Source organism: Pseudomonas sp. SLBN-26, assembly GCF_006715895.1.
Taxonomy (GTDB): domain Bacteria; phylum Pseudomonadota; class Gammaproteobacteria; order Pseudomonadales; family Pseudomonadaceae; genus Metapseudomonas; species Metapseudomonas otitidis.
The window spans coordinates 3,234,479-3,260,709 of record NZ_VFOB01000001.1 but is presented as its reverse complement, the minus strand read 5'-3'; the positions used below and the strand labels follow the sequence as shown (position 1 = coordinate 3,260,709).

Sequence of the window (26,231 nt, the reverse complement as noted above, 5' to 3'; positions counted from 1 at the left end):
TGAGGTTGGAGTTTCGGCTCGCTAGCTTACAGCCTGCGCAGAGGAAGTACCCATGGAACGTATACGCGGATTCAGTCTTATCGAGCTTCTGGTGACCATCCTCATTATGGGGATCGTTGCTTCAATCGCCCTGCCCGCCATGGGCGGGTTCATTGTCCGGCAGCGGGTGTCCGGGCAGGCCAGCGAACTCATGAATGCCCTGGCTGTGGCCCGTATCGAAGCGACCAAGCTCAACGCCAATGTGGTGGTGCTGCCCATGACCAACAGCGAGGACGGGTGGACGGATGGCTGGTGCATAGGGCCTGCCACCATCAATGACTGCACAGGCGCCGAGGTCATACGCACCTTCCAGGGGGCGACGGATGTCACGCTCAATGCACCTTATCTGCAGTCCACCAACAAGCTGACTTTCCGGCGTGATGGGACGCTGCTCTCAGGGATCAGCGCCCAGTCGTTCAAGGTGACCTCGGAGCGCCTGCAGGACAATGACGGCAGCGCACGCTGTGTCTCTCTCAATGCCATGGGCAAGGCTTCGATCAAGAAGGTGAACCGCGATGCGTCCTGTTGATAACGTTTCCACACAGGCGGGGATCTCGTTGATCGAGGTGCTGATTGCCCTTCTGATCTTCGCCGTCGGCCTGCTCGGTTTTGCGGCACTTCAGCTCAGCGCACTGCAGAGCTCCGGGGACAGCAACCAGCGAACCCAGGCGACCTGGGTCGTACAGGACCTGGCGGAGCGTATCCGTGCGAACCAGGAGGCCGGTACCAGCGACTACACCACCGCCCCCAACTGTTCCAACCTGCCTGCCCAGCGTTGCAGTGACTACTACGACCCCATTACGGGCGCCAAGGTGAATGGGACCAATTGCACCGCTGCCCAGATGGCGGCTTATGACCGCTGGGAGGCCCAGTGCTCCTACAGCGGAACCACCGCATACGGTGCCAACGCGACGGCAGCGTCAGGGCGCTACACCAGTCGTGACTTCCTGGGCCTGGCAGCCAGCGGCACGCAACCCCTCGCCGTTGTCGCATCTGGAACCCAGCTGAGTATCACGGCGACTTGGCAAAGCAAGGCCAGCAAGAACGCGGCCGGGGAAAACCTGACCAGCAGTGCGCAGGTGCAACGATGAGCAAGCATTTCGTCATTACCTTTCAGCGGCAACGCGGCCTGAGCCTGGTCGAGTTGATGATTGGCCTGACCCTTGGACTGATCCTGCTGCTGGGCATCATCCAAGTCTTTATCTCCAGCAAGCAGACATTCGCCACCAACGATGCCATGGCGAAATTGCAGGAGAACGGGCGGTTTGCCCTTGAGTTCATTACCCAGAGCGCTCGCCAGGCTGGATACACCTCTCCTGGCTCTACATTGAGCCGTCCTTTCCCGGTGGAAAGAACGGTCTGTGGTGTCGGTAACACCGGCAACAATCCATGCGCTGTGAACGGCAGCGGTAGCGCCGCCGATGTGGTGGGGTTCACCTTCGAACCCCCGGTCATCGATGGTGCCAAGCGCGATTGCGCCGGTGCGGTGGTGCCTGATAACAATCTGGTGGTCAATGCCTTCTACATCATTCCGGCGGACGCAAATAATCCGACGGCTGCATTGGGATGCAAGTCTTTCAATCGGACCACCAACGCGGCCCTCAGTGCCGGGCAGCGCCTTATTGATGGCATTGATTCTCTTCAGGTGCTCTATGGCATCGATACCGGTGGCAATTCCCAGAGCGTGAATCAGTACGTCTCGGCGGATCGCGTCAGCAACTGGGGCAGGGTCGTCTCCGTTCGTATCGCCGTACTGGCCAATTCGGTTGATGTCCTGAACCCGGCCCCCGTCCAGCGGAACTACTACTTGCTGGATGCCGCCCCGTTTTCCTCCAACGACGGTCGTGCCCGCCAGGTGTTCACCACCACCGTTCAGTTCAAGAATCTCTAGGAAGCCGCTTATATGCAGTCCCTTCGACCGCTGCAACGCCAGGCAGGCGCCACCTTGATCGTCGCGTTGGTCTTTCTTGTCGTGCTGACTGCGGCAGGCATCACCGCAGTTCGCTTCGCTACCAATGACGAACGCATGGCCAGCAGCAACCAGTTTCGCAATACCGCATACCAGCAAAGCCAGACCGAGATTCGTTCTCAAATGCTCAGTTTGAGTGTGGTGGCGAACCGTCAGCCGCTGATGTCTGCCACAAACAGCACTGCTGCCACATCAGCGAACGAGAACGATCCCAACTGGGTCAGTTCGCTGTCTCGTTTCCCCTCCCTGAGGAGACCTATTTCCCTGACCTCGATCGTTCCCTTACCTACATCGAGCAACAGCGACAACTCCCAGACCAACACCATCCGCAGTGTCGGCCAACTGGACTGTGCGAGTTTCGGCAAGGGGTACTCCTTCGGCAACTACACCTGCCAGCAGTACGAGATCAAGGCGACCACCCGATTTGGCGGTGCTCTTTCCGATCAGGCACAAGGCCTGGTCTTCTTCAACCTCAAGTGAACGAGGCCAGCATATGAACCGTTTGATCCCATTCTTACTGGCGCTTTTCGTTTCCGGCTTTGCCTTGCATGGGGTTGCAGAGGACGTCGACGAAACGCCGCCGAAGTACATCGAAAGTGCCACGCTGATTGTCAGTCTGACCAGCAAGGCTGGCGAACCCGTCAGGGGGTATGTGCTCACTACCGCTTGCCAGACCTGCGCTCCGCAACGCCTTGAGGTGAACGACCAGACCAAGGTGTACCTGCGCGGTGAACCCACCGATTTCACTCACCTGGGTTTGAAGATCGATTGGCAAGGCTCGGTGTTCTACACCCCGACCGGTTTGCCTACCGTTACCGAATTGTTCCTGAACTGACGCCGAGGATAGACCCATGAGCGTTACCAGAAAGCTGGCCCTTGGCGCCTCCGCGTTCACCTACCTGGCACTGTCCCTTAACACAGCGCTGGCCGATGACACCGAGATCTACACCACCCGCGATCTCCCTGCGGACCAGCGTGTCCGTCCCAACATCATGTTCGTGATCGACACCTCGGGTTCCATGCAGAGTGGGGTTCCGGGGACCAACTGCCGGTCTCTGGTGCCTCTTGACTACTCCTCCAACGGTATTCCTCGTGATTGGTGCACCAGTACTGAGGCGCGTACCAATCGGGTCAACAACGGACAGCTCACGCGTATCCAGGTCGTCAAGCAAGTCGTTGGACAGTTGGTGGACGAGCTTGCACTTTCCAACGATTCGAACATTGGTTTGGTTCGTTTCAGCGCCAACAATGAAGGCGGGTTCGTCAACGTTCCGGTTCAGCAGGCCGGCACCGTTGCCAATAGCTTCAAGACCCAACTGAATAGCTACTACGCAAGTGGCGCCACTCCTCTTCTGGAGGCTTATCACGAGGCTGCGCAATACTTGCGTGGCGGCTCCATCATTTACGGCCGGCAATCGACTGGTTACATCGAGGACTGGAAAGGGGCCGCGTTCGTTTCTCCGTGGAACAGTGATCGGGCGTCCTATTCTGGCTCTACCTACAATTCCCCCATCCAGAACTCCTGCCAGAAGTCGAGCATCATCGTTCTGACTGACGGCCTGCCCAACGGGGACAGCAGCAGTAACTCTGCAATTGCCTCCTTGGTGCGTACCGGTACGCCCAACAGCATCTACACCTCCTGCAACCGTGGCTATCCCACTGACGGCGAGGCAAATGCGGGTTGCTGGATGCCTGGCCTTGCGGAATGGCTGGCGAACAATGACAACGGGCCGGCGTCCGTTACCGGCAAGCAGACGATCTCCACCTACACCGTGGGCTTCGGCAGCATCAGCGATACCCGTCTGCTGGATGACACGGCCACCTTGGGCCAGGGCAAGTTCTTCACCACCAACGACACCTCGGGGCTGGTCACATCGCTGCGCTCTATCCTGGTGGACATCCTTGCTGACAACACAACTTTCACCACCCCCACCGTATCCGTCAGTGCATACAGCAACTTCGGTTACCGTAATGACCTTTACTACGCCCTGTTCCGCCCGGCCCAAGGGGCTCGCTGGCTGGGTAACGTGAAGAAGTACAAGGCAACTTCGGATGCCAGCGGCAATCTCGTGGTAACCGATGCCAATGGGCGTAGTGCCGTGGATACGTCCACCGGTTTCTTCCTGGACAGCGCACAGAGTTACTGGACGCCCTCCAACGTGGTTGACGGCAAGAACGCTTCGCTGGGTGGCGCCGCAAGTCGTTTGACCAACCCAAGTGCCCGCAACCTCTACACCTACACCGGCAGCAACCGTGATCCGGGAAGCACAGGTTCGGTCAACCTGACGGGCAGCGCCCATCTGTTGTCCACCAGCAACACCTCCCTGACCAAGACGATGCTGGGTGATGCCAGCATGGCAGACGCCTACAAGACCAACCTGCTGACCTGGGCCCGGGGTACTGACCCGGCGGACAGCTCCGTCAGGGCGCAGATCGGCGACGTATTGCACAACGCCCCGAAAGTAGTGGCCTATGCCAGTGATGAGAGCATCGAGCGCATTGCCAACGGCACGGCGCAAGACAGTCTCGTGCTGTTCTACGGCACCAACGAGGGCTTCATCGGCGCCATCGACCCCAGCACTGGTAATGAGTTGTTCTCCTTCATTCCGAAGGAGTTGTTGCCGAACCTGAAGGCGTACTACGACGATCCCAAGGGCAGCGCCAACAAGAAGTACGGCATCGATGGTCAATTCGACCTGAAGGTGACGTACGGAAACGTGAACCCCACCACCCAGATCCGTAACGCCTCCACCGTGGTTCTATACGCCGGTATGGGGCGTGGTGGGCGTAACTACTATGCCCTGGACATGTCTCCCGGTACCCAGGGCAATACCTCAACCATCCAGCCCAAGCTGAAATGGGTGATTCGTGGCGGTTCGGGTGGCAGTACCGGTTTCACCCGACTGGGCCAGACCTGGTCCACGCCCAAGTACGCTAAGGTCAAGTGGAACGGCCAAACCAAGGAAGTACTGATCTTCACCGGGGGTTATGACACCACCCAGGACAACGATGCGATTCCGGACAACCCGAAAAGCGACAGCTCTGGCAACGCGCTTTACGTCGTGGATGCGGATACCGGACAGAAACTGTGGATGGCCGGCCCCACGGGGGACAGCGATGCCAACCTGACGCTGTCCACCATGACCAACAGCATGCCCGGTGATCCGGCGCTGATCGATATTGGGGGCGATGGCCTGATCGACACCATCTTCACTGCAGACACCCGTGGCCAGATCTTCCGCTTCGACATCAAGTCGGGTAACGGCGGGGCCAGCGACTTCGCCACCGGGGGGCGTGTGGCTGCCCTGGGTGGAACCGACGCCAGCAACAACCGTCGCTTCTACAACCAGCCCGACGTCGCCTTGATCAAGGAGCGTGGCGGGGACACCTACTTCACTATTTCCATCGGCTCGGGTTATCGCGGCCACCCGCTCAGCGAAGCAGCGCTGGATCGCTTCTATGTCATTCGCGACAAGAACGTCTATGCCGCACCGACGAGCTACACCTCCATCACCGAGAGCAACCTGGTCGACGTCAGCAGCGTGAACCTGACCAGTGCCCAGGCCCAGAGCATCCAGAACCAGATCAACACCAAGCGGGCCGAAATCGACACGCTCAATGCCAATGAGGCTACCGCACGGGCCAATCTGGCGAGCTACCAGGCCAGCATTGGTTACACGGACAAGTTGAACACCCTGGTCGGCGTCAACAACTCCATCAATCAGAAGCAGGCCGCCATCGACACCATTCTGCGCAACGACCCCTATGTCGTTGCGCATGCGACGGAGTCTGGCAGCCAGACCCAGTCTCACAGCCTGGTCGTGGCTGCTCAGTCTGCGTTGTCGCAGCTGAATGGCCTGAATGCGACGAGTCCTGATGCCAGTTCGTTCAAGGCTTCGGAGCTGAACAGCACCACGGCAGGCAATATCGGCACCCTGCAAGCCAGAATCACTGCCGCTTTGAACGACTCGTCCCTGAGCAGCCAGTACAGCGCAATCCTGGCCAAGCAGAACCAGATCACCGCCGCCAAGGCGGCAGGATCGGATACCACCACGTTGGAGTCGGATCTGGCCACGCTGAATAGCAACTATGAAAACTCGGCGGCCTTTGGGGTACGTGACGGCCTGATCCAGAATCTTTCTGCAATCAACGACAAGATCAACCAGATCGCCGGGCTGCAGGCTGCCATCGTCGACGCCTACAACCAAGGCAACACTGCTGACGCTACCAGCAAGCTGGCGGATCTGACCTCGGCCAAGAATGCGCTCAATAGCCTGCTGCCAAGCGGTTTGCCAGCAGCGCCTGCCGGGACCACCAGCAGCGACTTGCTGGCTGCCAACGAGGCGCAGACCCAAACCAGCCTGGAGGCTGTGAGCTCGCCGCTGGTCACCCAGTCCAACCTGCTCACCACTCTGGAAGCCGAGCGGGTCACCCTGGCCGGCCAGGCCTCCAGTTTGCAGGCGGATCTGCAAGCACTGGCCAACCGCGCCTACAACACGGCTTCCAACGTGCTCAATGCAACCCAGCTTGCTGCGGCCACCGCGGCGGATACCACGCCGCCGTTGACCCAGTTCGAGGCCTACAACTACCTGATCGAACAAGCTCGGGCAGCAGCCGCCACCGGTATCCCGACCAAACGTGCCGAGATCAACGCCCTGTATGCACAGCTCACCCCCGGTGACAGCTACACCCCCAACCCGACCCTGCTTGCCCAGAGCAGCGGCTGGTTTATCCGCTTCCCCAGTGGCGAGAAAGTGCTGTCCAGTTCGGTGAGCTTCGCTGGCTCCGTCCTGTTCACCACCTTCCGCCCCAGCGGCCAGCAGGTCACCACCTGCGGTCCGGACGTTGGCCGCGGTCGCTTCTATGCGCTCAACCTGGTGGATGCGAGTGCCGTCTTCACCGAGACCGTCAATGGCACCAAGACGGCCAAGCGCAGCTTTGACCTGGCCCATGGTGGTATTCCGTCGAAGCCCGCGACTATCCTGCGTGACGACAAGTCGGTCGGGCTGCTGTGTGGTGCGGAGAACTGCCTGGTCGATCCGAGCAACAAGGGTTGCGTGGATGGTGCTGAAATCTGCGAGACCAACAAAGCCATCCAAGGCCTCTACTGGAGAGAGAACTGATGACCAGAGCCAAGGGATTCACCCTGGTCGAATTGCTGATCGTGGTGGCGATCATCGGCATCATTGCCGCGATCGCCTACCCGAACTACCAGCGTTATGTGATGCGGACTGGCCGCAGTGACGGCCAGGCCACGATGATGCAGATCATGCAGGCCCAGGAGCGCTTCTATTCCCAGAACCAGACCTACACCAACAACCTGGGCACCAATGGCCTGGCCTTCCGTGACTCTACTGGCGCTGCAATAGCCCAGGGGGCGGCGGTGATTTCCGAAAGCAAGCGCTACAGCATCAACGCCGGCGCCTGTGCGGGTACGACCATCGCCCGCTGCGTGATCCTGACTGCCCAGCCCCAGGGGGGGCAAGCGGCTGACAGTTGCGGCAACCTCACCCTGGATAGCCGGGGCGTCAAAGGCGTTTCGGGTGCCGGCGCGACCGTAGCCAGCTGCTGGTAAGGCCTGTAAAAAAGCCCCGCTTCGTGCGCAGTCCTCGACTGCTCATGAAACGGGGCTTTTTGCTGCTGTGAGGTTTTGGTGCGAATGGTCAGATCCGTCCTAACACCACCTCCAACGCCCTGGCCTGATCCTCCGCCAGGTCGATGATGTGGAACCCCGCCCAGGCGTGCTGGCCGTCCGCGCCGGGGCGGCTCCAGAGGCAGTCGGCGCCGAGGCGGACTTCGGTGATGCCGTCCACGGGTTCGGCGGGGACCAGGCGGCATTCCCAGACGGAGTCGGTGGCCAGCGGCGCTTCGCTGAACAGCATGAAGCCATCCAGGGAGAGGTCCACCACGCGGCCCAGGCGGTTGCCGGAATGCAGGTCGTAGACCTCCACCTGGATGCCCGCGTTGTGGCGACTGTGATGACGGCGGTCTTCCATGGTGGCTCCTCAGTTGGCTCGCGGGCTGCGGCCGGTGAAGCGCTGCAGGACCCGGTAGATGGCGCCCAGCGCCCGGTCCATCAGCGGTACGTTGTGTTCGGGGGCGACGATGCGTGCGTTGCCGCGCTCCATGTCCTGTGCCAGCTGGGTGATCGGCTTGATCGCCACGCGCTGGCCGCTGTGGTCGACGAACATGTAGTTGCGGGTCGTCGGGCTGTACCAGGAGAGCTTCAGCGTGCGGCTCTGGCCGTTCTCGACGAACTCGAACCAGGTGTTGAACTCCAGGCTTTCCAGCTCCTTGACCAGCGCCAGTGCGCGGGGTGAAAGGGTGGCGGGCCGACGTTCCGCAAGGTTGGCGTCTTCACCCAGCATTTCGCTGAGCGGGCTTTTCGGCAGTTCCGGGTTGAGCTGTGCCGCGACCTGCGGCTGCTTGCCTTGCACGGCGTGCTGGCAGGCCACCAGGTCCTGCAACAGGCGGCGGATGCCGTCCTCGTGGTAGCCACCGAGCAGCTCCAGCCCCTTGCGCAGGTCTTCCAGCATCCCGACCCGCAGCCCCTGGAGGCGCTCGCGCCCTCGGGCATCGAGCGGGGTGCCGCTCCAGGCCAGTTGGTCGGCCACCTCGCAGGCGCGTCGCCATTCCTCCCCGGCGTCGCCGTGGCGCAGCAGCACGAACACCAGCACGTCGCTCCAGGTCTGCTCCAGGAAGTGGCGGATGATCTTCGGCAGCTCACGGCCTTCGAGGAGGCGCGCGATGGCGTCCACCGAGCGCTGACGGGCTTCCAGCAGGCGGTCGCGGCCCTTGGCTGCCTCCACCGCGCGGCGCTCACGCAGTTCGACCTTGTGGCGCAGCGTGGCGACGTATTCGTTGAACTCGTCCTGCAGGGAGTCGAACAGCTGGAGATCGCCGGCAAAGCCGTGGATCACCCGTTCCACCACCCACTGCATCTTCGCCAGCAGCCCCTTCTCCTCGCTTTCACCGCCGTACAGCGCACCGGCCTGGGCCATGGTGTTGAGCAGGCGGCGGGCCGGGTGGTGATGCTGGGTGAACAGCGCCTTGTCCTGCAGCGCCACCTTCAAGTAGGGCGTGTGCAGGTGGGAGAGGGCGGTCTTGCAGGTGTCCGGCAGGCTGTCGTCGTCGAGGATGAAGTCGAACAGCATGCCGACCAGATCGATCACGTCCGCTTCCTGCTCGGCCACCTTATGTTGGCCCGGCTGCGCGCTGTGGCTTTCCAGTTGCTGGTGCAGGTCCGCCTTCAGGCCCTCGACCCGCTGGGGCTGCTGCAGGCGTGAGGCCAGGTCGTGGGCAGACTGTTGCTGCAAGCGATTGAGCGCTTCCAGCAGGTCGGCTGCGCTGTAGGTCCGCGTTGCGCCCTGGGGGGCATAGCTGACGATGCTGGGTGTGCCGGTGAAGGCGACCCCGGCTTCCTGGTTGAGCCGGCGATGCTCCTCCAGCAATGCCGACAGGCCGCTGTACAGCGCACCAGGCTCCTGGGGCGGCGGTGCCGAAAGATCGGCCGGCGGCGCCACCGGGCCGGAGGCGGCGGGCGCGGGGGCATCCTGGCGCGGAGCCGGCTCACGGGGCTGCGGCTTGGCAGGGGCTGCCTGGCGTTGCGCGGTGTACTTGAGGTTGGGCAACACGCCGGCATCGATCAGGCGCTTGTTGAGCCCGTCGTACAGGCCATCCAGCCCCTGCATCACCTGCTGGTCGAAGAGCATATAAAGGATGGTCTTGATGCGCAGGGGAAACGGCATGTTCTGCAGCGCATCGCGGAATGCCTGGGCGATGGCCTGGGGGCCGAAGGGGTTGCTGTCCTCACCGAGCTTGCGACCGTTGTTGAGCAGGGCCAGGCGCTGGTCCAGCGCGAACAGTGGCTGGGCACAACGCGCCTTGACCCGGCTGACCATGTTGGTGACCAGCAGGCTCTCTTCGTAGACCTCGTTCTGGATCAGTTCCAGGTGGTCGGCATCCAGCTGGGTGACCTTCGCCTCGGGCTCGCGGCCCTCCATGAAGTCACCGAACTGCTGGGCGATGCGCTGGTGGTAGAGGCGTTCGATGTGCGGTCGCTGGCGACGGATCTCGCGCATGCTGTCGAAGAACAGCGTCTGCACCTGATTGTTCTCGGCTTTTTCCGCGCATTCGAAGAGGGTGTCGTCGACCTGGGCGAAGACGCCGGTCAGGTGCTCGGCAAGGTGGTTCATCACCAGCTTGCGACAGCCCAGCACGAGATCGCCGAAGCGCGGTTGGATACCACGGTTGGCCAGCGTGGCGACCGGGCGGGGAGGAGGCGGTGTATCTTGGCGGCTCATGGGCCCTGTCGCCTGGGCCTTGCGGCCGGCGCGTCCTGCGTTGTGTCGGATGAGGCACAGATATAGCAGCGGGCGCATCAACTGCAAAGCACTGAATAAAATCGCTTTTAAGGGGTTGACAGCCGATTCGCCATACGTAAAATGGCGCGCCTCTGCAGCAGCAATCTGAAAGACGAAGCCGCAGAGATTGGAAATGTGAAGTTCCGCGATAGCTCAGTCGGTAGAGCAAATGACTGTTAATCATTGGGTCCCTGGTTCGAGTCCAGGTCGCGGAGCCAACTTCCAAAACGGGGTATAGCGCAGTCCGGTAGCGCGCCTGCTTTGGGAGCAGGATGTCGGGAGTTCGAATCTCTCTACCCCGACCAATCCAAATTTCGGGTCGTTAGCTCAGTCGGTAGAGCAGTTGGCTTTTAACCAATTGGTCGTAGGTTCGAATCCTACACGACCCACCATATAGACGATCGCCCAGGTATCTCCTGGTCGACGACGAGAAGCCCACCTGAACAGGTGGGCTTTTTCGTTTCTGCTCGTTCGATCCGGCGCGCCGGGTCATCGACCAGACCTTCCGCGACTTCCTTCCTGCTGCCTCCGTCGCCTGCCTGCGTCCGGTTGTCGCAGTTACCCATTCTTTTCAGGTCTGCTGGCCGACATCGTCTGTCTGGTGCGTTCCGTCGAACGCCGTTTCGCCTGCCCGTCTTCCGCTGCATCCGTTCAGGTCTGGAGTCGGACCTGTCGGGTCTGATTCCCCCGCCTTATCCACCGCGAATGCCCTGTCATGCACATGGTCTTTCCTCGTCCCAGGGGCTGGGAAAGACTCCGCCCCACGTCAGAACGGCCCGGGACACCACTACCACCACCCGGCCGGGCGTGCCGGGCCCGCCCCCTGCAATCCGACCCCATCGGCCGCCCCGCGGCTGGCCGAAGGGGAAGGCTGGGCGGCCCGACGGGATAGGGATCCCCGTAGAGGTTGCGAATGTAGAGCAGTACGCAAGCGGGTATCCGGATGCCCTCTACATGACCACGTTTCACCAAGGGCACGCAGCCAGGAGAGGGAACATGAGCAACACAAGCGCCGGGGTGAAGGGCAAGGACGTCCAGATCGCCAAGGAAGTAGCTGTCCCGCAGGACTTCGAAACGCCAGAAACCATTTCCAGGCGGAGCTCGGTCAGGCTCGCCAACATCCGCAAGGCCGGTGAATCCAAGCGCACCGCCAACGACAGCCAGCTGGTCTGGTTCGACAGCGCCCAGCTGGCCAGCAAGCGCCCCGACGACGGCATCTTCGTCCGCGTCATCAACTCGCTGTACACCGGCATCGTCCTCTATATGGACAACCTCGCCGAACTGCTCCCCGCCGTGCCGGCGCGCATGCACGTGGTGCTGCGCCTGCGCAACGCCGCCGAGCTCAAGGCCTTCCGCGAAGGCGCGGACTTCGAAGCCTTCAAGAAGGGCGCCGCCGCCCGTAACCGCTCCGTCGCCCTGAACGACGCCGAGGCCCTGGCCGAACTGGGCCAGGATGGCCTGCTCACCTGCTTCACCAGCTACGTGGACGACCGCGACAGCCTGCTCGGCGCCATCGACCAGGGGCTGCGCTTCAACTACCTGTGGATCCTCTTCCGCGACCCCACCAACATCCCCCTGGAGCTGGTGATCGCTTCGCTGCAGCCCACCTCCACCGTGCTGATGAAGGAGATCAAGGCGCCCACCGACGTCGACGACGCCATCGTCTCCTACGGCGTAATGGAATACGGCGCCGAAGGGGTGATCTTCTCCCCCCGTGACCACGGCGTGATGAGCGAATTCCTCGCCCGCATGTCCCAGGCGCAGAGCTACGCCAACCTCAACATCCAGGTCGGCACCGTCATCGACAGCCGCCCCGTCGGCATGGGCTACCGTGCCTGCATCGACGCCGCCACCCTGTTCGAGCCCGACGAAGGCATGCTGGTCGGCAGCACCTCCCAGGGCGGCGTGCTCTGCTGCCCCGAGGTCTACTTCCTGCCCTACATGGAACTGCGGCCGTTCCGCGTCAACGCCGGCGCCGTGCACTCCTACGTGTTCAACACCGACAACCGCACCGACTACATGAGCGAGCTCAAGGCCGGCTCGCCGATCATGATCGTCAACTCCAAGGGGCGCGTGCGCCGCGCCGCCGTCGGCCGGATGAAGATCGAGCAGCGCCCGCTGCGCCTGATCGAAGTGGAGTTCCCCGGCAAGGAGCGGGTCAACGTCCTCATGCAGGACGACTGGCACGTGCGCATCTTCTCCGACGCCGCCAAGCCCCTGAACATTTCCGAGCTCAAGCCCGGCGACAAGGTCCTCGGCTACGTCACCGAGCCCGGGCGCCACGTCGGCATCAAGATCAACGAATCGATCATCGAGAAATAGAGGGCGCCATGAGCTACATCAGCAGAGTTCTCCGAGAACGGCGGCTGTTGTTCCCGGCCTCGCGCCGCGGCCTGATCGTCCCCATCGACCACGGCCTGACCCTTGGACCGATTGCCGGCATGACCCAGACCGCCGACTTCGAGAAGTGGATCGGCAGCGACCACATCAGCGCCATCATTGCCCACAAGGGCCTGATCGAGCGGCTCATCCTGCGGGACATGTTGCACCCGGCCACCGGCATCATCCTCCACCTCAACGGCATGGCCAGCATCGCCCCCGAGCCCGACACCAAGATCCCCGTCGCCAGCGTCGACGCCGCGCTGGAGCTGGGGGCAGACGCGGTGTCCCTGCAGGTCAACTTCACCGAGGACAACTTCCAGCACAACGTCGCCCAGCTCGGCGCCATGACCGACGCCGCCCACGCCGCCGGCCTGCCCATCCTCACCATGCTCTACGACAAGGTGCGCGGGCTCACCGCCCAGGAGCGCCAGCGGCGCCTCAGCCACCTGGTGCGGGTGGTCGCCGAACTCGGCTCCGACGCCGTCAAGCTGGCCCTGCCGGAAACCAGCGTCGAATGCACCGAACTGGTGGAGACCCACTGCCGCGACATCCGCATCTTCTTCGCCGGCGGCGAGCGCACCGAGGACGAACGGCTGCTGGCCATGACCCGCGCCATGCTCGCCAGTGGCGCCGCCGGGCTCTGCGTCGGCCGCAACGTCTTCCAGCACCCCCGCCCCCTCGACCTGCTGCGCCGCCTGGCGGACTGCATCCGGGGCGAAACGGAATACCTCAGCCGCGCCGTGTGAATGGAACTCAACCGACGGCCGCCCCGCGGCCGTCCAGGAGAAGGTCAATGGAACACCTCGACATGCGCGCCGACGGCCGCAACGACTACGTGCTGTCCCCCCTCTGGACGGACCTCTTCCCCGAGGGCCTGCTCGGCCAGCTCAGGGCCAACCCCTTCCTCGTGGCCTGCCGCAACGGCGCGGTCAGCCTCGACCAGCTGCGCCACTTCCTCATCCAGCACCACTACTACTCCCAGTACTTCACCCGCTACCTGTGCGCCCTCATGGGCAGCCTGGCCGACCAGGGCGAGTTCAAGGCCCTGTCCCACAACCTCACCGAAGAGCTCTCCGGCGGCGACAGCGTCGACATCTCCCACGCCGAGCTGTATCGCCGCTCCATGGACCTGATGGCCGCCGCCCCGCGCAGCCGCCCGCTGCTGGACGGCACCCGCCAGCTCATCGACGCCATGTTCCGCCACTGCCGCAGCAGCGACCCGCTGGACGGCCTGGCCGCACTCTGCCTCGGCGCCGAAGCCATCGTCCCGCTGATCTACGGCCCGGTGCTCGACGCCCTGCGCAGCCACAACGCCCCGGCCGAGGCCGAGCACTTCTTCGTCCTGCACATCGAAGAGGACGAGCAGCACGCCATCGTCATGCGCGACATCATCGACCGCATGCTCGGCGAGCGGCCCTACCTGCGCAGCCGGGTCATCGCCATCGGCGAAGAAATGGTCCACCTGCGCATGAACATGCTCGCCGAACTGGTCGGGCAGGGCAGCGGCACCGGCCAGGCCCAGGGCACCCTCACCAGCCCCGACGCCCTCCAGGCCCTGCGCGCCGACGCCAGCCTCGGCAGCGCCAACTTCCTCGACCGCTGCCTGGCCCTGAGCACCACCGCCGACCAGCCGTTCCTGTTCCTCGACCGGCCGCTGCACCTCCTGCAGGGCGCCCCGGTCAGCGCCCTCGGCCTCAACGACCTGCAGCGCCACCGCATGGCCCTGGCCGACTGGTACCTGCAACAGGGCGTCAAGCCGGGTGACGTAGTGGCCGTCAGCGTCGAGGACGGGCTCATGCCCATGCTCCACTACCTCGCCCTCACCAGCCTCGGCGCCGCCATCTCCCTGATGAACCCGGCCATGCCCGCCGAGTTCGGCCTCGCCTACATGGCCGAGAACGGCTTCGAGCGCCTGGTCACCGACAGCGCCACCCTGGCCACCAGCGCCTTCGTCCGCCAGTGGCGCAACCAGGCGCCCCAGGCCGTGCTCGACGTCAGCCTGTCGCGCCTCGACCCGGACCCGCAGCTGCCCGCCTGGTGGCCGCTGGAGCCCGAGGACTCGACCCTGGTCATGCTCAGCCACACCTCCGGCACCACCGGCCTGCCCAAGGCCGTGCGCTTCGAGCACCGGCAGTTCTTCATGGGCAAGCGCGCCCGTATCGGCCGCTTCGCCGAAGGCCCCGACGAGCGCCTGCTGACCGCCCTGCCGCAGTCCCACTCGGCGGCCATCAGCCACCTGGAGACGGCCATCCTCCACGGCATCCCCACCTACGTGCTGGGCACCCAGGACGGCCAGGCCCTGCGCGAAGCCATCCGCTACTTCCAGCCCACCACCGTGGTCGCCTTCCCGCGCAGCTACGTGCTGCTGGTGGACGGCGGCATCCACCCCGGCGAATTCCCCGGCGTGCGCCGCTGGTTCGCCATGGGCGACGCCTCCCACCAGAGCCACGTGCGCGCCATCCTCGACGGCGCCCCGCAGTCGCGCTTCATCGACGCCTTCGGCAGCTCCGAACTGGGCATGGCCCTGTTCCGCAGCGAATCCACCCGCGAATCCCTGGCCGACCAGCGCTCCATAGGCCGCCCGGTGGACATCGCCGTGGCCAAGGTCCTCGACCCCCGCAGCGGCGAAGAGGTGAAGCCCGGCGAAGTCGGCCTGCTGGCCGTGCGCTCGCCCACCGTCACCTCCGGCTACTGGAAGCAGCCGCAGAAGACCGTCGAAGCCTGGCGTGGCGGCTACTTCCTCACCGGCGACGTCGCCTACTGCCGTGACGGCGAGTTCTTCCAGATCGACCGCGCCGTGGACGTCATCGAAGCCACCGGCGGTGCCCTCTACACCCTGCAGCTGGAAGAGGCCGCGCAGCAGGTGGAAGGCGTCTGCGACGTCACCGTGGTCGGCGTCGACCCCGCTCATGCCGAGGGCACCCGCGTGCTCGCCATCGTCCTGCCCGAACGGCAGGCGCTGGACCAGGCCGCCACCCTGGCCGCCCGCGTCCTGCCCGCCCTGCACCAGGCCGCCGCCCGCCGGGGCGTGACCCTGGCGGACGGCGAGCTGGCCGTGGCCGTGGCCAGCGACCTCGCGTTCCTCCCCGTCGGCGCCACCGGCAAGGTTCTCAAGCGCCGCCTGCGCGGCCTCGCCGAGACCCTGCTGGCCGGCCAGCACGAACAGGCCCTGCTGCACCTGCAGCGCCAGGCCGGGGAATCCGAACGCCCGCTGGCCTCCACCGGAACCGAGCGCTGAGCGCGCCCACGAACAAGGACCGAACCATGACCCAGGCCACCTTCCAACCCGACGCCCTCGCCTCGGTGCGCCAGCGGCTCGCCGCCGCCCAGGCCGACCAGCAGGACGAATACGAATGCATGGGGCGCCGCTTCGTCGTCCAGGACGGCGTATTCCCGCCCACCCACTTCCAGTCCACCGGCATCTTCACCCGCCACCTGCCCTATCCCCGGGGCGGGCGCTTCCTGGAGATCGGCTGCGGGGCCGGCGTCACCGCCGTCACCGCCGCCCTCGAAGGCTGCGCCGTGGTGGTGGCCAGCGATATCAGCGCCGATGCCGTCGCCAACACCCGCGCCAACGCCAACCGGCACGGCGTCGCCGCGCGCATGTCCATCCGCCAGGGCGACCTGTTCGACGTGCTGGAGGAGGGCGAGCGCTTCGACGTCATCTTCTGGAACTCCAACTTCGTCTTCGTCGAAGCCGACCATGTGTTCGACGCCGCCATCATGCTGGCCTTCTGCGACCCGGGGTACGCCGCGCACCGGCGCTTCCTCGACGAAGCGCCGCGCCACCTCGCCCTCGGCGGCATGCTGCTGATGGGCTTCAGCAGCCAGGGCGACGGCCAGGCCCTGGAGGCCCTGCTGCGCGAGCATGGCTACGCGTCGCGGGTGATCGCCTCGGTCAGCGGCCAGGGCGACGGCGCGCCGCGCTACGACATCCTCCAGCTCCTGCCGGGTGCCCACGCACCGGCCGGGGCCTGAGCCCACGGGAGCGATCGCCATGCACGACACCCTCAAGGCCCCGGTGGCCATCGTCGGTGGCGGCCCGGTGGGGATGATGCTCGCCCTGTTCCTGGACCGTCACGGCGTGCCGGTGGTGCTGTTCAACAGCGAGCGCACCACCCGCTGGCACCCCAAGGGCAACACCCACAACGCCCGCACCATGGAGCACTACCGGCGGCTCGGGTTGTCCGACGGCATCCGCCGGCTCGGCCTGCCCGCCGACCACCCCCGGGACGTCGCCTACTTCACCCGCCTCAACGGCTGGGAGCTGGCGCGCCTGGACATGCCCGCCGAGCGCGAGCGCCTGCAGGCGGCCCGCCAGGCGCCGGACACCGACCAGGTGCCCGAGCCCCTGCTGCGGGCCAACCAGATGTACGTCGAGCGCTTCCTGCTGGACCACCTGCGCACCCGCCCCGGCATCCAGCTGCGTTTCGGCTGGCGGGTCGACGACTTCCAGCAGGACGCCGACGGCGTCAGCCTGCATGCCGTCGACAGCGCCGGGCAGGCTGCCGACGAGCACTGGCGCGCCGACTACCTGGTGGGCTGCGACGGCGGCCACAGCTTCGTCCGGCGTCGCCTGGGCATCGGCTACATCGGCCCGGACGGCAGCACCGGCGGCTTCCTCAGCGGGCGCATGTTCTCCAGCCACGTGCGCATCCCCGACCTGCACCGGCGCCTGCTGCCGGACCGCAAGGCCTGGATGTACAACGTCGTCGCCCCGGAAGGGCGCATGCTGCTGATCAGCCTGGACGGCGCCGACGAGTTCCTGCTCATGACCCAGGCCCGCAGCCACGACGAGATGCCCCAGGACGACGCGGTGATCCGCGCCATCCAGCGGGGCATCGGCGAGCCCGTCGAGGTCAGCGTGCTGGCCCATGCCGTCTGGCACGGCGGCCTGGCCCTGGTGGCCGAGCGCTTCGCCGACCGCCGGGTGCTGCTGGCCGGCGACGCCACCCACCTGTTCTCGCCCACCGGCGGCTTCGGCATGAACACCGGCATCGACGGCGCCGCCAACCTCGCCTGGAAGCTCGCCGCCGCCGTGCAGGGCTGGGCCGGCGACGGGCTCCTGGCCACCTACGAGCTGGAGCGCCGCCCGGTCACCCTGCGCAACACCCACGCCGCCCGCCGCCTCACCCAGCGCGTCGGCCAGGTGGACGTGCCCGCCGAGGTCGAGGACCCGGGGCCCGCCGGCCAGCAGGCGCGGGCGCGCCTGGGCGAGGCGCTGCAGCAGTTCCGTGGGCAGTTCGCCTCCCTCGGCGTCGAGCTGGGCGCCCGCTACGACGGCTCGCCGATCCTCTGGCCGGACGACGGCATGCCCCCCGAGGACGACCCGCTGCTCTACCGTCCCAGCACCTTGCCGGGCGGGCGCCTGCCGCACCTGTGGATCGCCGACGGCAGCACCGGCCGGTGCTCGGTGTTCGACCGGCTGGGCGTCGGCTTCACCCTCTTGCGCAACGGCCCGCAGGCCCCCGAGGCCACGCGCCTGGTGGAAGCGGCACGGGTCCGTGGCATTCCCCTGGAGGTGGTCGACCTGCCGGCCACCGCCTTCACCTTCTACGCAGTGCAGCTGCTGCTGGTCCGGCCCGACCAGCACATCGGCTGGCGCGGTGACGCCCTGCCGGAGGATGCCGGCGCGTTGCTGGACCGCCTCGTCGGGCAGGGCGTGGCGGGCATCCAGGCCCCCGGCCCGGTGCTGGGCTGCGTATTCAGTGCAGTGGGCTGATCGACAACCTGATGGCATCAAGGAGGCGACATGAGTGCATTGGCAAGTGAACGAATCCGGGAACCGGCCCTTGAGGCGAGCGGGCTGGAATCCGAGTACGCGGACGACGCCCAGGAGAACGCGGCGGCCTTCGCCCTGATCGAGGACGACCCCAACCCGCAGGTGGTCAACGGCGAGCCCGAAGGGGCCTCCATCCGCTTCGTGAAGACCGGCGAGACCACCCGTGGCCGCTACCTCATGGCCAAGGTGGAGATCCCCCCGGGCTCCGGCCCGCCGCTGCATGTGCACACCCGCACCGACGAGTGGTTCTACGCCCCCGACGGCGGCGTGGTGATGTTCATGGGCACCCGCACCTACACCGACCTGGACAACCCGCCGGACGTGTCCGGGCGCGACACCATCCGCATGATCCCGATGAAGAAGGGCGCCATGGTGTTCGGCCGGCGCAACCACATCCACGGCTTCGTCAACATCACCGACAAGACCGTGATGATGTGGCTGGTATGGACCCCCGACACCCCCGAAGTGACCCTCAAGGACTACTTCGAATCCATCGCCCGGCCGATCCTCCCCGGCGTGCGCGGTGCCCGCAACAACCCCATCGTCCAGCTCAAGGCCGTCAGCGAAGCACGCGACTACGGAATGATGTTCAGCACCGACTTCTGGCAGTACGCCGAGACGGTGGAGGAGGGCGAGCCGCCCTTCGGCAAGAACCTGGACGGACTGATCCGGCTCTTCGAGTCCGGCAAACGGGACTGATCCCTCAACACGACATGGAAGAAAAGGTGAACGCATGAAAACTCTGGCGAACAAGACCGCGATCGTCACCGGTGCCAGCTCCGGCATCGGCTATGAAACCGCCAAGCTCTTCGCGGCCCAAGGCGCCAAGGTGGTGGCCGTGGCCCGCCGTGCCGACTGCCTGGACCGCCTGCTGGGCGAGATCCACGCCCTGGGCGGCAAGGCCCTGGCCCTGGTGGGCGACGTCAAGGAAGAAGCCTGCGCCCGCGAGGCCGTGGCCCTGGCCGTGGGCCAGTTCGGCGGCCTGGACATCGCCTTCAACAACGCCGGCAGCATGGGCGCCCTGGGCAGCGTGACCGACATCAGCCTGGAGGGCTGGCACGACACCCTCGACACCAACCTCACCAGCGCCTTCCTCAGCGCCCGCCACCAGATCCCCGAACTGCTCAAGCGTCCCGGCAGCTCGCTGATCTTCACCTCCTCCTTCGTCGGCCACAGCGTCGGCTTCCCCGGCATGGCCGCCTACGCCGCCAGCAAGGCCGGCCTGGTGGGCCTGACCCGCACCCTGGCCGCCGAATACGGCGCCCAGGGGTTGCGGGTCAACGTGCTGCTGCCCGGCGGCACCGACACCGAGATGGGCCGCGCCGCCGCCTCCACGGCGGAGCAGAAGGCCTTCGTCGAGAGCATCCACGCCCTCAAGCGCATGGCCCACCCGGAGGAAATCGCCCAATCGGCGCTGTACCTCGCCTCCGATGCCTCCAGCTTCGTCACCGGCACCACGCTGTTCGTGGAAGGCGGCGTGACCATCACCCGCACCTGAGGCCTCGGCCGACCCGGGCGCCGCCATCGCGGCGCCCGTCCCCACCGCGAATGGAATCCGCATCGACATGAAGACGCACAACGACATGCCCGGCGTTGCGGGCGAGGGCGAAGCGACGGCCGGTTTCGGCGCCTCCGGGCGGCGGGACTTCCTCACCCGCCTGCTGGCCCTGGGGGCCGGTGCCGCCGGCATGGGGCTGCTGCCCGCTGCCGCCCTGGCCGCCGCTGGACAAGGCCGCCCCAACCACCGCCGGGACTACGACTACATCATCGTCGGCGCCGGGTCCGCCGGTTGCCTGCTGGCCGACCGGCTCTCCGCCACCGGCGCCTCGGTGCTGCTGCTGGAGGCCGGCAGCCACCGCATCGACCAACCCAAGGTGCGCGAAGTCGCGCTGTGGCTGCAGAACCTCGGCAGCGACACCGACTGGGCCCGCACCAGCACCCCGCAGCCGCAGCTGGACCAGCGTGCCCAGAGCCTGGCGGCCGGGCGCATCGTCGGCGGTTCCGGCAGCATCAACGCGATGATCTGGTTGCGCGGCGACCCCCGCGACCTGCAGCGCTGGCAGCAGCTGGTCGGCGCCCCCTGGACGGTGGAGGCGCTGCACCGGGCCTACCTGGACATGGTGCAGCCCGTGGGCAGTCCCGCCGGCCAGGGCGCACCGCGCATCCGCCTCGGGCGCTTCGCCGGGGAGCACCCGCTGACTGCCGCCTACCTGGCGGCCAGCAGCGCCACCGGTCTCGGCGTGCAGACCCTCAACGACGGGCTGCCGCTGGAAGGCGCCGGCATCACCGAGGTCAACGCCACCGCCGACGGCTACCGGGTTGGGCCGGCCCAGGCCTTCCTGGTGCCGGCACTGGCCCGGCCCAACCTCAGCGTGCTGAGCGAGGCGCTGATCACCAACCTGATCCTCCGGGGCTCGCGCTGCGAGGGTGTGCGGGTGCTGGTGGACAACCGCCTGGTGTCGATCCGCGCGCGCCGCGAAACGATCCTCTGCGCCGGCACCTGCGAGTCGCCCAAGCTGCTCATGCTCTCCGGCATCGGCCCGCAGCAGGCCCTGCGCGAACAGGGCATCCCGGTGCGGCTGCACCTGCCGGCCGTGGGGCAGAACCTGCAGGACCACCTGCTGCTCAGCCTGCAGTACCGTTCGCGCCTGGCCATCCCCCCGCAGGTCTCCAACGGCGTGGCGACCATGAGCTACTACCACCATGGCAGTGGCCAGCAGGCGCCGGACATCCAGGTGGCCGGCATGCAGTACCCCTTCGGCCCGGTGCCCCTGCCCAGCGGCAGCTCCTACACCGTCATCCCCTTCCTGGCCAAGCCGCGCAGCCGGGGGCGGGTGCGCCTGGCCGGCACCGACCCGCGCCAGTCCCTGCTGATCGACCCCAACTACCTGGGCGAGGCCATCGACCGCGACATCATGCTCGCCGCCCTGGACCGTGGCCTGGCCATCGGCGCCGGGGTCACCGACTACTTCGGCGGGCTCTACCCCAGCGACCCGCTGGACACCCCGGCGCAGAAGCTCGCCTTCATCGCCCGCAACGGCGGGCCCGGCCTGCACTACACCGGCACCTGCAGCGCCGGGCGCGACCCGCGCAGCAGCGTGGTGGACGGGCGCTTCCGGGTCTGGGGCGTGTCCGGCCTGCGGGTGGTGGACGCCTCGGTCATCCCCGAAATGCCGACGGTGAACATCCATGCCTCGGTGCTCACCGTGGCGCAACTGGCGGCGCGGGTGCTGGTGGCCGAGCAGCGTCACGGCCAGCGCCTCGCTGAAACCGCCTGAACCCTCACCCCATCCCGCGGAGCGCCGCTCCCTGAACTGAATCCAGGAGAACCACCATGCAGCATTCCCTGCTTTCCAAGACCGCCCTGGTCACCGGGGCCTCCCGTGGCATCGGCAAGGCCACCGCCCTGGCCCTGGGGGCCGCCGGCGCCCATGTGCTGGTGCATTGCAACCGGGGCGTGGACGAGGCCCGCGCCGTGGCCGCCGAGATCCGCGACCGGGGCGGCCGCGCCGACGTGCTGGTGGCGGACCTGGCCAGCGTCGACGGGCCGCGCATCCTCGCTGCCGAGGTGGGCGAGCGGGTGCGCCGGCTCGACGTGCTGGTGGCCTGCGCCGGCATTGCCCAGACGGCCCGCCTGGAGGACACCCGCGTGGAGGACTTCGACCGGCTGTTCGCGGTCAACGTGCGGGCGCCGTTCTTCCTCGTGCAGCAACTGCTGCCGCTGATGGGGGAGGGCAGCAGCGTGGTGATGGTGTCGTCCCTCGGGGCGCGCTCGGCGGTGGGCGAGATCCCCGCCTACGCCGCCACCAAGGGCGCCCTGGACACGCTGGTGCTGCACTTCGCCCAGGCCCTCGGCGGGCGCGGCATCCGCGTCAACGGCCTGGCCCCGGGGGTGGTGGACACCGAGATGTCCAGCTTCGTGCGCAGCGACGAGGGGCGGGACTTCGTGCTCGGCATCCAGGCCCTGAAGCGCATCGCACAGCCCGAGGACATTGCCGATGTCGCGCTGTTCCTGGCCTCCGACGCCTCGCGCTGGATCACCGGCGACATCCTCAGCGTCGACGGTGGCACCAAGCTCTGACCGCCAGCCACCTCCGGGGGTAGACCCATGAACATGAAGACCGAAGTGCCCGCCGCCGGCCTTGCCGGCGAGGGTGGCCCGTCGAGGAACCTCGAACTCGACCGCCTGCGTGCCATCGCCGTGCTGCTGACCTTCTACGTCCACCTGTACCAGGTGTTCTACCCCTGGACCTTCACCATGCATTACCCCAGGCCCGAGTCGGTGGCGGACCTGTTCGGCAACGCCTGGGGCGGGGTCGACCTGTTCTTCGTCATCTCCGGCTACATCATCTCGCGCACCCTGCTGGAGCAACTGGACGGGCTGCGCAGCGGCGTGCAGCGGGCGGCCTGCATCAAGGCGTTCTACGTGCGCCGGGTGTTCCGCATCCTGCCGGTGGCCTGGATGGTGGTGGCGCTGGTGATGGCCTGCAGCCTGTTCCTCAACCAGGGCCAGTACTTCGCCCCGCCGGTGTACAACGCCCAGGCGGCGCTGGGCATCTTCACCTACACGTTCAACTTCTGGTTGCCGGACAACAAGATCGCCGGCGGGGTGCCGCTGGCGCCGTACTGGAGCCTGTCGGTGGAGGAGCAGTTCTACCTGTTCTACCCGCTGTTCCTGATCCTGCTGAAGAGCACCCGCGCGCGGGTGCTGGCGCTGCTGGGCACACTGCTGCTGGTGAGCCTGGTGCTGCGGCCCTTCAGCCTGTCCGACCCGATGAAGGTGTTCTTTTTCACCCAGACCCGTTGCGACGGGCTGATCTACGGCTGCCTGCTGTACCTGGCCAGCACCCAGCCCTGGTTCGCCGCCCTGCGCGTGCGGGCCGGCCGCCATCGCTACGCCGGCGCGCTGCTGGCCACGGTGCTGGCGCTGGTGCTGGCCAGCGTCACCGCCATCGGCTTCGGCAACGTGCTGGCGGTGCCGGTGGTCTGCGCACTGTCCCTGGCGCTGGTGTTCATGGCGGCGTGCGAGGGCGGCCTGCTGGTGTTCCCGCAGCCGCTGCAGGTGCTGCTGGACTACCTGGGCAAGCGCTCCTACACCCTGTACCTGGTGCACATCCCGATGTTCTTCCTGACCCTGGAGCTGATGCACCGCTACACCCGCAGCGAAGGCATCGCCATCACCGACGCGCTCTGGCCGCAGTACACGGCGCTGATGCTGGTGCTGGTGTTCGGCGCCACCGAGCTGATCCACCGCACCGTGGAGCGACCGATGATCGCCCTGGGCAAGCGCATCGCCGAACGCAGCCACACCGCCGAAGCCGCCACGCCCCAGGCCCTGGCACCCACCCCGACGCCCTGAGCCCCACGCGTTTGTCTAGGAGCGAGCGCTGCCCGCGAACGGCTGTTCAGGCTGCCTCCGTAGCCCGGACTTCAGTCCGGGTTCTGCGCCCGTGCTCCCCGGGCTGAAGCCCGGGCTACGAACGGTGGCCATTGGTGGGCTGAAGCCCACCCTACGGGGGAGGCCCCGCCCGCCTGCGCATCCTTGTAGGAGCGAGCTCTGCTCGCGACGGCTGTTCAGGCTGGCTCCGTAGCCCGGACTTCAGTCCGGGTTCTGTGCCTGTGCTCCCCGGGCTGAAGCCCGGGCTACGAACTGAAGCCCACCTACGGGAGAGGCGACAGCTCGCCGGCTTTCCACGCCCGGTAGCGCTCGGGCATGCACACGGCGCAGGGCCGGTAGCCGGCGCTCAAGGCGGTGGCTTCGTCGAGGAAGAACACCCGCTGTGCCACGTAGCCGCCGCGCGCCAGAGCCAGCAGGGCGCTGCGGCAATCCAGGCGGCCGTAGAGGCGGTTGCGGCGGTGCCCGCCGAGGGTGCCGGGCACCGGGCTGAGGCAGGGGCGGCCGTCGGCGCCGATCAGGCGCCAGGCCTTGGGTTCGCCCGCTTCAGCCGTCATGACGGCCCTGGAAGCTCACTTCCAGGCCGACCCGCACGCCGCTGCGCACCCGGCCGATGCCGTGGCGCAGCTGGGCGCCGTAGAGCTGCCCCTGGTTGTTGCGCACGGGGCGGCGCTGGTTGCACAGCAGCACGCCGTCGCCACGGGCCAGGGGCACCACCCAGGGGCGCGACTGCATGCGCGGCCGTTGCTCGGTGAGTACCAGCTCGCCGCCGCTGAAGTCCTGCGGGTCGGAGAGCAGCACCAACAGCCGCACCGGCAGCAGCGCCGGGTTGTCGTCGCCCGGGTGCAGGGTCATGAAGTCCTCAGGGCCGAGGCGTGTCAGGTGGGCGCAGTGCACCTGGCCGTGGGCAGCGTGCTGTTCGGGCTGGCCGAACGCCTGGCACCAGCGGTTGGCGATGGCGGCGAGCGGGGCGTGGAAGCTGTCCCAGTGGCCGTGGGGCAGGCCGGCGCGCACGCCTTCGCCCTGGCCCAGGCCGAGGGTTTCCAGGCGCTCTCGCGGGCCCTGGGCCAGGCGTTCCCCCAGCCGCCGCGCGGCCTCCGGGTCGAGCAGGCCGGGCAGGGGCGCGTGGCCGTGTTCGTCCAGGGCCTGGGCGATGGCGGCCCAGTCCTCGGGCAGGTTCAGAGCGCAGGCTGTTTCAGGCATGGCGCTGTGCTCGTCGGGTGGCTGGGCTGGCTTTCACGTTGCAGCAGTTCGCGCTTGCGCTCGACGCCCCAGCGGTAGCCGGAGAGGTCGCCGTTGCGGCGCACCACGCGGTGGCAGGGGATGGCCACGGCGATGTGGTTGGCGCCACAGGCCTGGGCCACGGCCCGTACGGCCTTGGGCGCGCCGATGCGTTCGGCGATCTCGGTGTAGCTGGCGGTGGCCCCTGGCGGGATTTCCCGCAGGGCCTGCCAGACCCGTTGCTGGAAGGCGGTGCCGCGCACGTCCAGCGGCAGGTCGAGGCCCAGGGACGGGGCTTCGACGAAGCCCACCACCTGGGCCACTAGGCGTTCGAAGTCGGCATCGCCGCCCACCAGCTGGGCCTTGGGGAACTGGTCCTGCAGGTCGCGGACCAGGGCGTCCGGGTCGTCGCCCAGGAGGATGGCGCAGACACCCCGCTGGCTCTGGGCAACCAGGATGGAGCCGAGGGAGCACTGGCCGACGGCGAAGTGGATGGAGGCACCGGTGCCGCCGTCGCGGTAGTCGCTGGCGCGCATGCCCAGCAACTGGTCGGCGGTTTCGTAGAAGCGGCTGTTGGAGTTGAAGCCGGCGCCGTAGATGGCGTCGGTCACCGTGGTGCCCTGTTCGCTCAGCTCCCGGCGCAGGCGCTGGGCGCGGTAGGCCGAGGCGTAGGCCTTGGGGGTGAGCCCGGTCTCGGTCTTGAACAGCCGGTGGAAGTGCGAGGGGCTCATGCCGGCGCATTCCGCCAACTGGTGCAGGTTGGGCGGCGAGTCGGCGGCCTCGATGGCGCGGCAGGCCTCGGCGATCACGGCGGTGCGGTGGGCGGCGGCAGCGGTGCGGTCGCCGGCCTGGCGGCGGCTGGCGCGGTAGCCGGCGGCTTCGGCGGCCTCGGGGGTGTCGAAGAATTCGACGTTGCGGCGATTGGGCAGGCGCGCGGAGGAGCTGGGGCGGCAGTACACGCCTGTGGTTCGCACGGCGTAGACGAACTGGCCGTCGGCGGCCGGGTCGCGTGCCTGGACGGCGGCCCAGCGCTGGTCATCCGTGAGGTAGCGCGGGGCGGTGGGAAGGGTCCTGCTCATG

22 protein-coding genes and 3 tRNA genes are annotated in these 26,231 nt (G+C 66.7%); 20 read left to right on the top strand and 5 right to left on the bottom strand.

Annotated elements, in window-relative coordinates; genetic code table 11:
* Nucleotides 1-52: 52 nt before the first annotated feature.
* Genes FBY21_RS14960 through FBY21_RS14930 form a run of 7 tightly spaced genes read left to right on the top strand, consistent with a single transcriptional unit; the run spans nucleotide 53 to nucleotide 7,583 of the window.
* The gene (locus tag FBY21_RS14960; RefSeq protein WP_142012029.1) at nucleotides 53-568 is read left to right on the top strand and encodes a GspH/FimT family pseudopilin; all 516 of its coding nucleotides are present in this window, start codon (nucleotides 53-55) and stop codon (nucleotides 566-568) included.
* Nucleotides 555-1,130, top strand: a complete 576-nt coding sequence (gene pilV / locus FBY21_RS14955) for a type IV pilus modification protein PilV (RefSeq protein WP_142012026.1) — start codon at nucleotides 555-557, stop codon at nucleotides 1,128-1,130. Before FBY21_RS14960 ends, pilV begins: the two co-directional genes overlap by 14 nt.
* Nucleotides 1,127-1,930, top strand: coding sequence for a PilW family protein (locus FBY21_RS14950; RefSeq protein ID WP_142012023.1), 804 nt, complete (start codon nucleotides 1,127-1,129; stop codon nucleotides 1,928-1,930). The genes pilV and FBY21_RS14950 overlap by 4 nt, the downstream gene beginning before the upstream one ends.
* Nucleotides 1,931-1,942: 12 nt before the next feature.
* Nucleotides 1,943-2,488, top strand: a complete 546-nt coding sequence (locus FBY21_RS14945; protein WP_142012020.1) for a PilX N-terminal domain-containing pilus assembly protein — start codon at nucleotides 1,943-1,945, stop codon at nucleotides 2,486-2,488.
* Nucleotides 2,489-2,501: 13 nt separating this feature from the next.
* Entirely contained in the window at nucleotides 2,502-2,843 is a 342-nt protein-coding gene (locus FBY21_RS14940) for a hypothetical protein (protein WP_142012018.1), read from the top strand.
* A gap of 16 nt (nucleotides 2,844-2,859) precedes the next feature.
* A complete protein-coding gene (locus tag FBY21_RS14935) occupies nucleotides 2,860-7,131 on the top strand; it encodes a PilC/PilY family type IV pilus protein (RefSeq protein WP_142012015.1) in 4,272 nt (1,423 codons plus the stop codon).
* Nucleotides 7,131-7,583 (top strand): type IV pilin protein, encoded by a 453-nt coding sequence (locus FBY21_RS14930; protein WP_142012013.1) that lies wholly within the window; start codon nucleotides 7,131-7,133, stop codon nucleotides 7,581-7,583. Before FBY21_RS14935 ends, FBY21_RS14930 begins: the two co-directional genes overlap by 1 nt.
* An 88-nt stretch (nucleotides 7,584-7,671) precedes the next feature.
* Here FBY21_RS14930 and FBY21_RS14925 read toward each other — a convergent pair whose 3' ends face one another.
* Nucleotides 7,672-8,004, bottom strand: a complete 333-nt coding sequence (locus FBY21_RS14925) for a PilZ domain-containing protein (RefSeq protein WP_069559840.1) — start codon at nucleotides 8,002-8,004, stop codon at nucleotides 7,672-7,674.
* A 9-nt stretch (nucleotides 8,005-8,013) separates the two neighbouring features.
* Nucleotides 8,014-10,311: a DUF1631 domain-containing protein gene (locus FBY21_RS14920; RefSeq protein ID WP_142012010.1), complete on the bottom strand. Its 2,298-nt coding sequence runs from the start codon at nucleotides 10,309-10,311 to the stop codon at nucleotides 8,014-8,016.
* 202 nt (nucleotides 10,312-10,513) lie between these two features.
* Between FBY21_RS14920 and FBY21_RS14915 the strand changes: the two genes are divergently transcribed.
* The 13 genes from FBY21_RS14915 (at nucleotide 10,514) to FBY21_RS14855 (ending at nucleotide 23,894) form a co-directional block, all read left to right on the top strand.
* Nucleotides 10,514-10,589, top strand: a tRNA-Asn gene (locus FBY21_RS14915).
* Between the two features lie 10 nt (nucleotides 10,590-10,599).
* Nucleotides 10,600-10,676, top strand: a tRNA-Pro gene (locus FBY21_RS14910).
* Nucleotides 10,677-10,687: 11 nt separating this feature from the next.
* Nucleotides 10,688-10,763: transfer RNA gene (locus FBY21_RS14905), tRNA-Lys, on the top strand.
* A 604-nt stretch (nucleotides 10,764-11,367) separates the two neighbouring features.
* Entirely contained in the window at nucleotides 11,368-12,693 is a 1,326-nt protein-coding gene (locus FBY21_RS14900; protein ID WP_083422472.1) for a 3-dehydroquinate synthase II, read from the top strand.
* 8 nt (nucleotides 12,694-12,701) lie between these two features.
* Entirely contained in the window at nucleotides 12,702-13,499 is a 798-nt protein-coding gene (locus FBY21_RS14895) for a class I fructose-bisphosphate aldolase (RefSeq protein WP_044403758.1), read from the top strand.
* Nucleotides 13,500-13,546: 47 nt separating this feature from the next.
* Nucleotides 13,547-15,991: an AMP-binding protein gene (locus FBY21_RS14890; RefSeq protein WP_142012008.1), complete on the top strand. Its 2,445-nt coding sequence runs from the start codon at nucleotides 13,547-13,549 to the stop codon at nucleotides 15,989-15,991.
* A gap of 26 nt (nucleotides 15,992-16,017) precedes the next feature.
* On the top strand, nucleotides 16,018-16,731 hold the full coding sequence (locus FBY21_RS14885; RefSeq protein ID WP_052807553.1) for a methyltransferase: 714 nt from the start codon (nucleotides 16,018-16,020) through the stop codon (nucleotides 16,729-16,731).
* Between the two features lie 19 nt (nucleotides 16,732-16,750).
* Entirely contained in the window at nucleotides 16,751-18,475 is a 1,725-nt protein-coding gene (locus FBY21_RS14880) for an FAD-dependent monooxygenase (protein ID WP_142012006.1), read from the top strand.
* A 30-nt stretch (nucleotides 18,476-18,505) separates the two neighbouring features.
* On the top strand, nucleotides 18,506-19,234 hold the full coding sequence (locus tag FBY21_RS14875; RefSeq protein WP_044403762.1) for a cupin domain-containing protein: 729 nt from the start codon (nucleotides 18,506-18,508) through the stop codon (nucleotides 19,232-19,234).
* A 34-nt stretch (nucleotides 19,235-19,268) separates the two neighbouring features.
* Nucleotides 19,269-20,033: an SDR family oxidoreductase gene (locus FBY21_RS14870; RefSeq protein ID WP_142012003.1), complete on the top strand. Its 765-nt coding sequence runs from the start codon at nucleotides 19,269-19,271 to the stop codon at nucleotides 20,031-20,033.
* A 67-nt stretch (nucleotides 20,034-20,100) separates the two neighbouring features.
* Nucleotides 20,101-21,813 (top strand): GMC family oxidoreductase, encoded by a 1,713-nt coding sequence (locus FBY21_RS14865; protein ID WP_142012001.1) that lies wholly within the window; start codon nucleotides 20,101-20,103, stop codon nucleotides 21,811-21,813.
* Between the two features lie 56 nt (nucleotides 21,814-21,869).
* Nucleotides 21,870-22,616 carry an SDR family NAD(P)-dependent oxidoreductase gene (locus FBY21_RS14860; RefSeq protein WP_142011999.1) on the top strand — a complete coding sequence of 249 codons (747 nt, stop codon included), beginning with the start codon at nucleotides 21,870-21,872 and terminating at the stop codon, nucleotides 22,614-22,616.
* A gap of 27 nt (nucleotides 22,617-22,643) precedes the next feature.
* Nucleotides 22,644-23,894 carry an acyltransferase family protein gene (locus FBY21_RS14855; RefSeq protein ID WP_142011997.1) on the top strand — a complete coding sequence of 417 codons (1,251 nt, stop codon included), beginning with the start codon at nucleotides 22,644-22,646 and terminating at the stop codon, nucleotides 23,892-23,894.
* Between the two features lie 302 nt (nucleotides 23,895-24,196).
* On the opposite strand, the gene FBY21_RS14850 is transcribed toward FBY21_RS14855, so the two are convergent.
* The 3 genes from FBY21_RS14850 to ada are packed head-to-tail and all read right to left on the bottom strand — an operon-like array spanning nucleotide 24,197 to nucleotide 26,230.
* A complete protein-coding gene (locus FBY21_RS14850; RefSeq protein ID WP_142011995.1) occupies nucleotides 24,197-24,487 on the bottom strand; it encodes an Ada metal-binding domain-containing protein in 291 nt (96 codons plus the stop codon).
* Nucleotides 24,477-25,133, bottom strand: coding sequence for a 2OG-Fe(II) oxygenase (locus FBY21_RS14845; RefSeq protein ID WP_142011992.1), 657 nt, complete (start codon nucleotides 25,131-25,133; stop codon nucleotides 24,477-24,479). The genes FBY21_RS14850 and FBY21_RS14845 overlap by 11 nt, the downstream gene beginning before the upstream one ends.
* Nucleotides 25,109-26,230 (bottom strand): bifunctional DNA-binding transcriptional regulator/O6-methylguanine-DNA methyltransferase Ada, encoded by a 1,122-nt coding sequence (gene ada, locus FBY21_RS14840; protein WP_044406829.1) that lies wholly within the window; start codon nucleotides 26,228-26,230, stop codon nucleotides 25,109-25,111. Before ada ends, FBY21_RS14845 begins: the two co-directional genes overlap by 25 nt.
* Nucleotide 26,231: the final 1 nt, after the last annotated feature.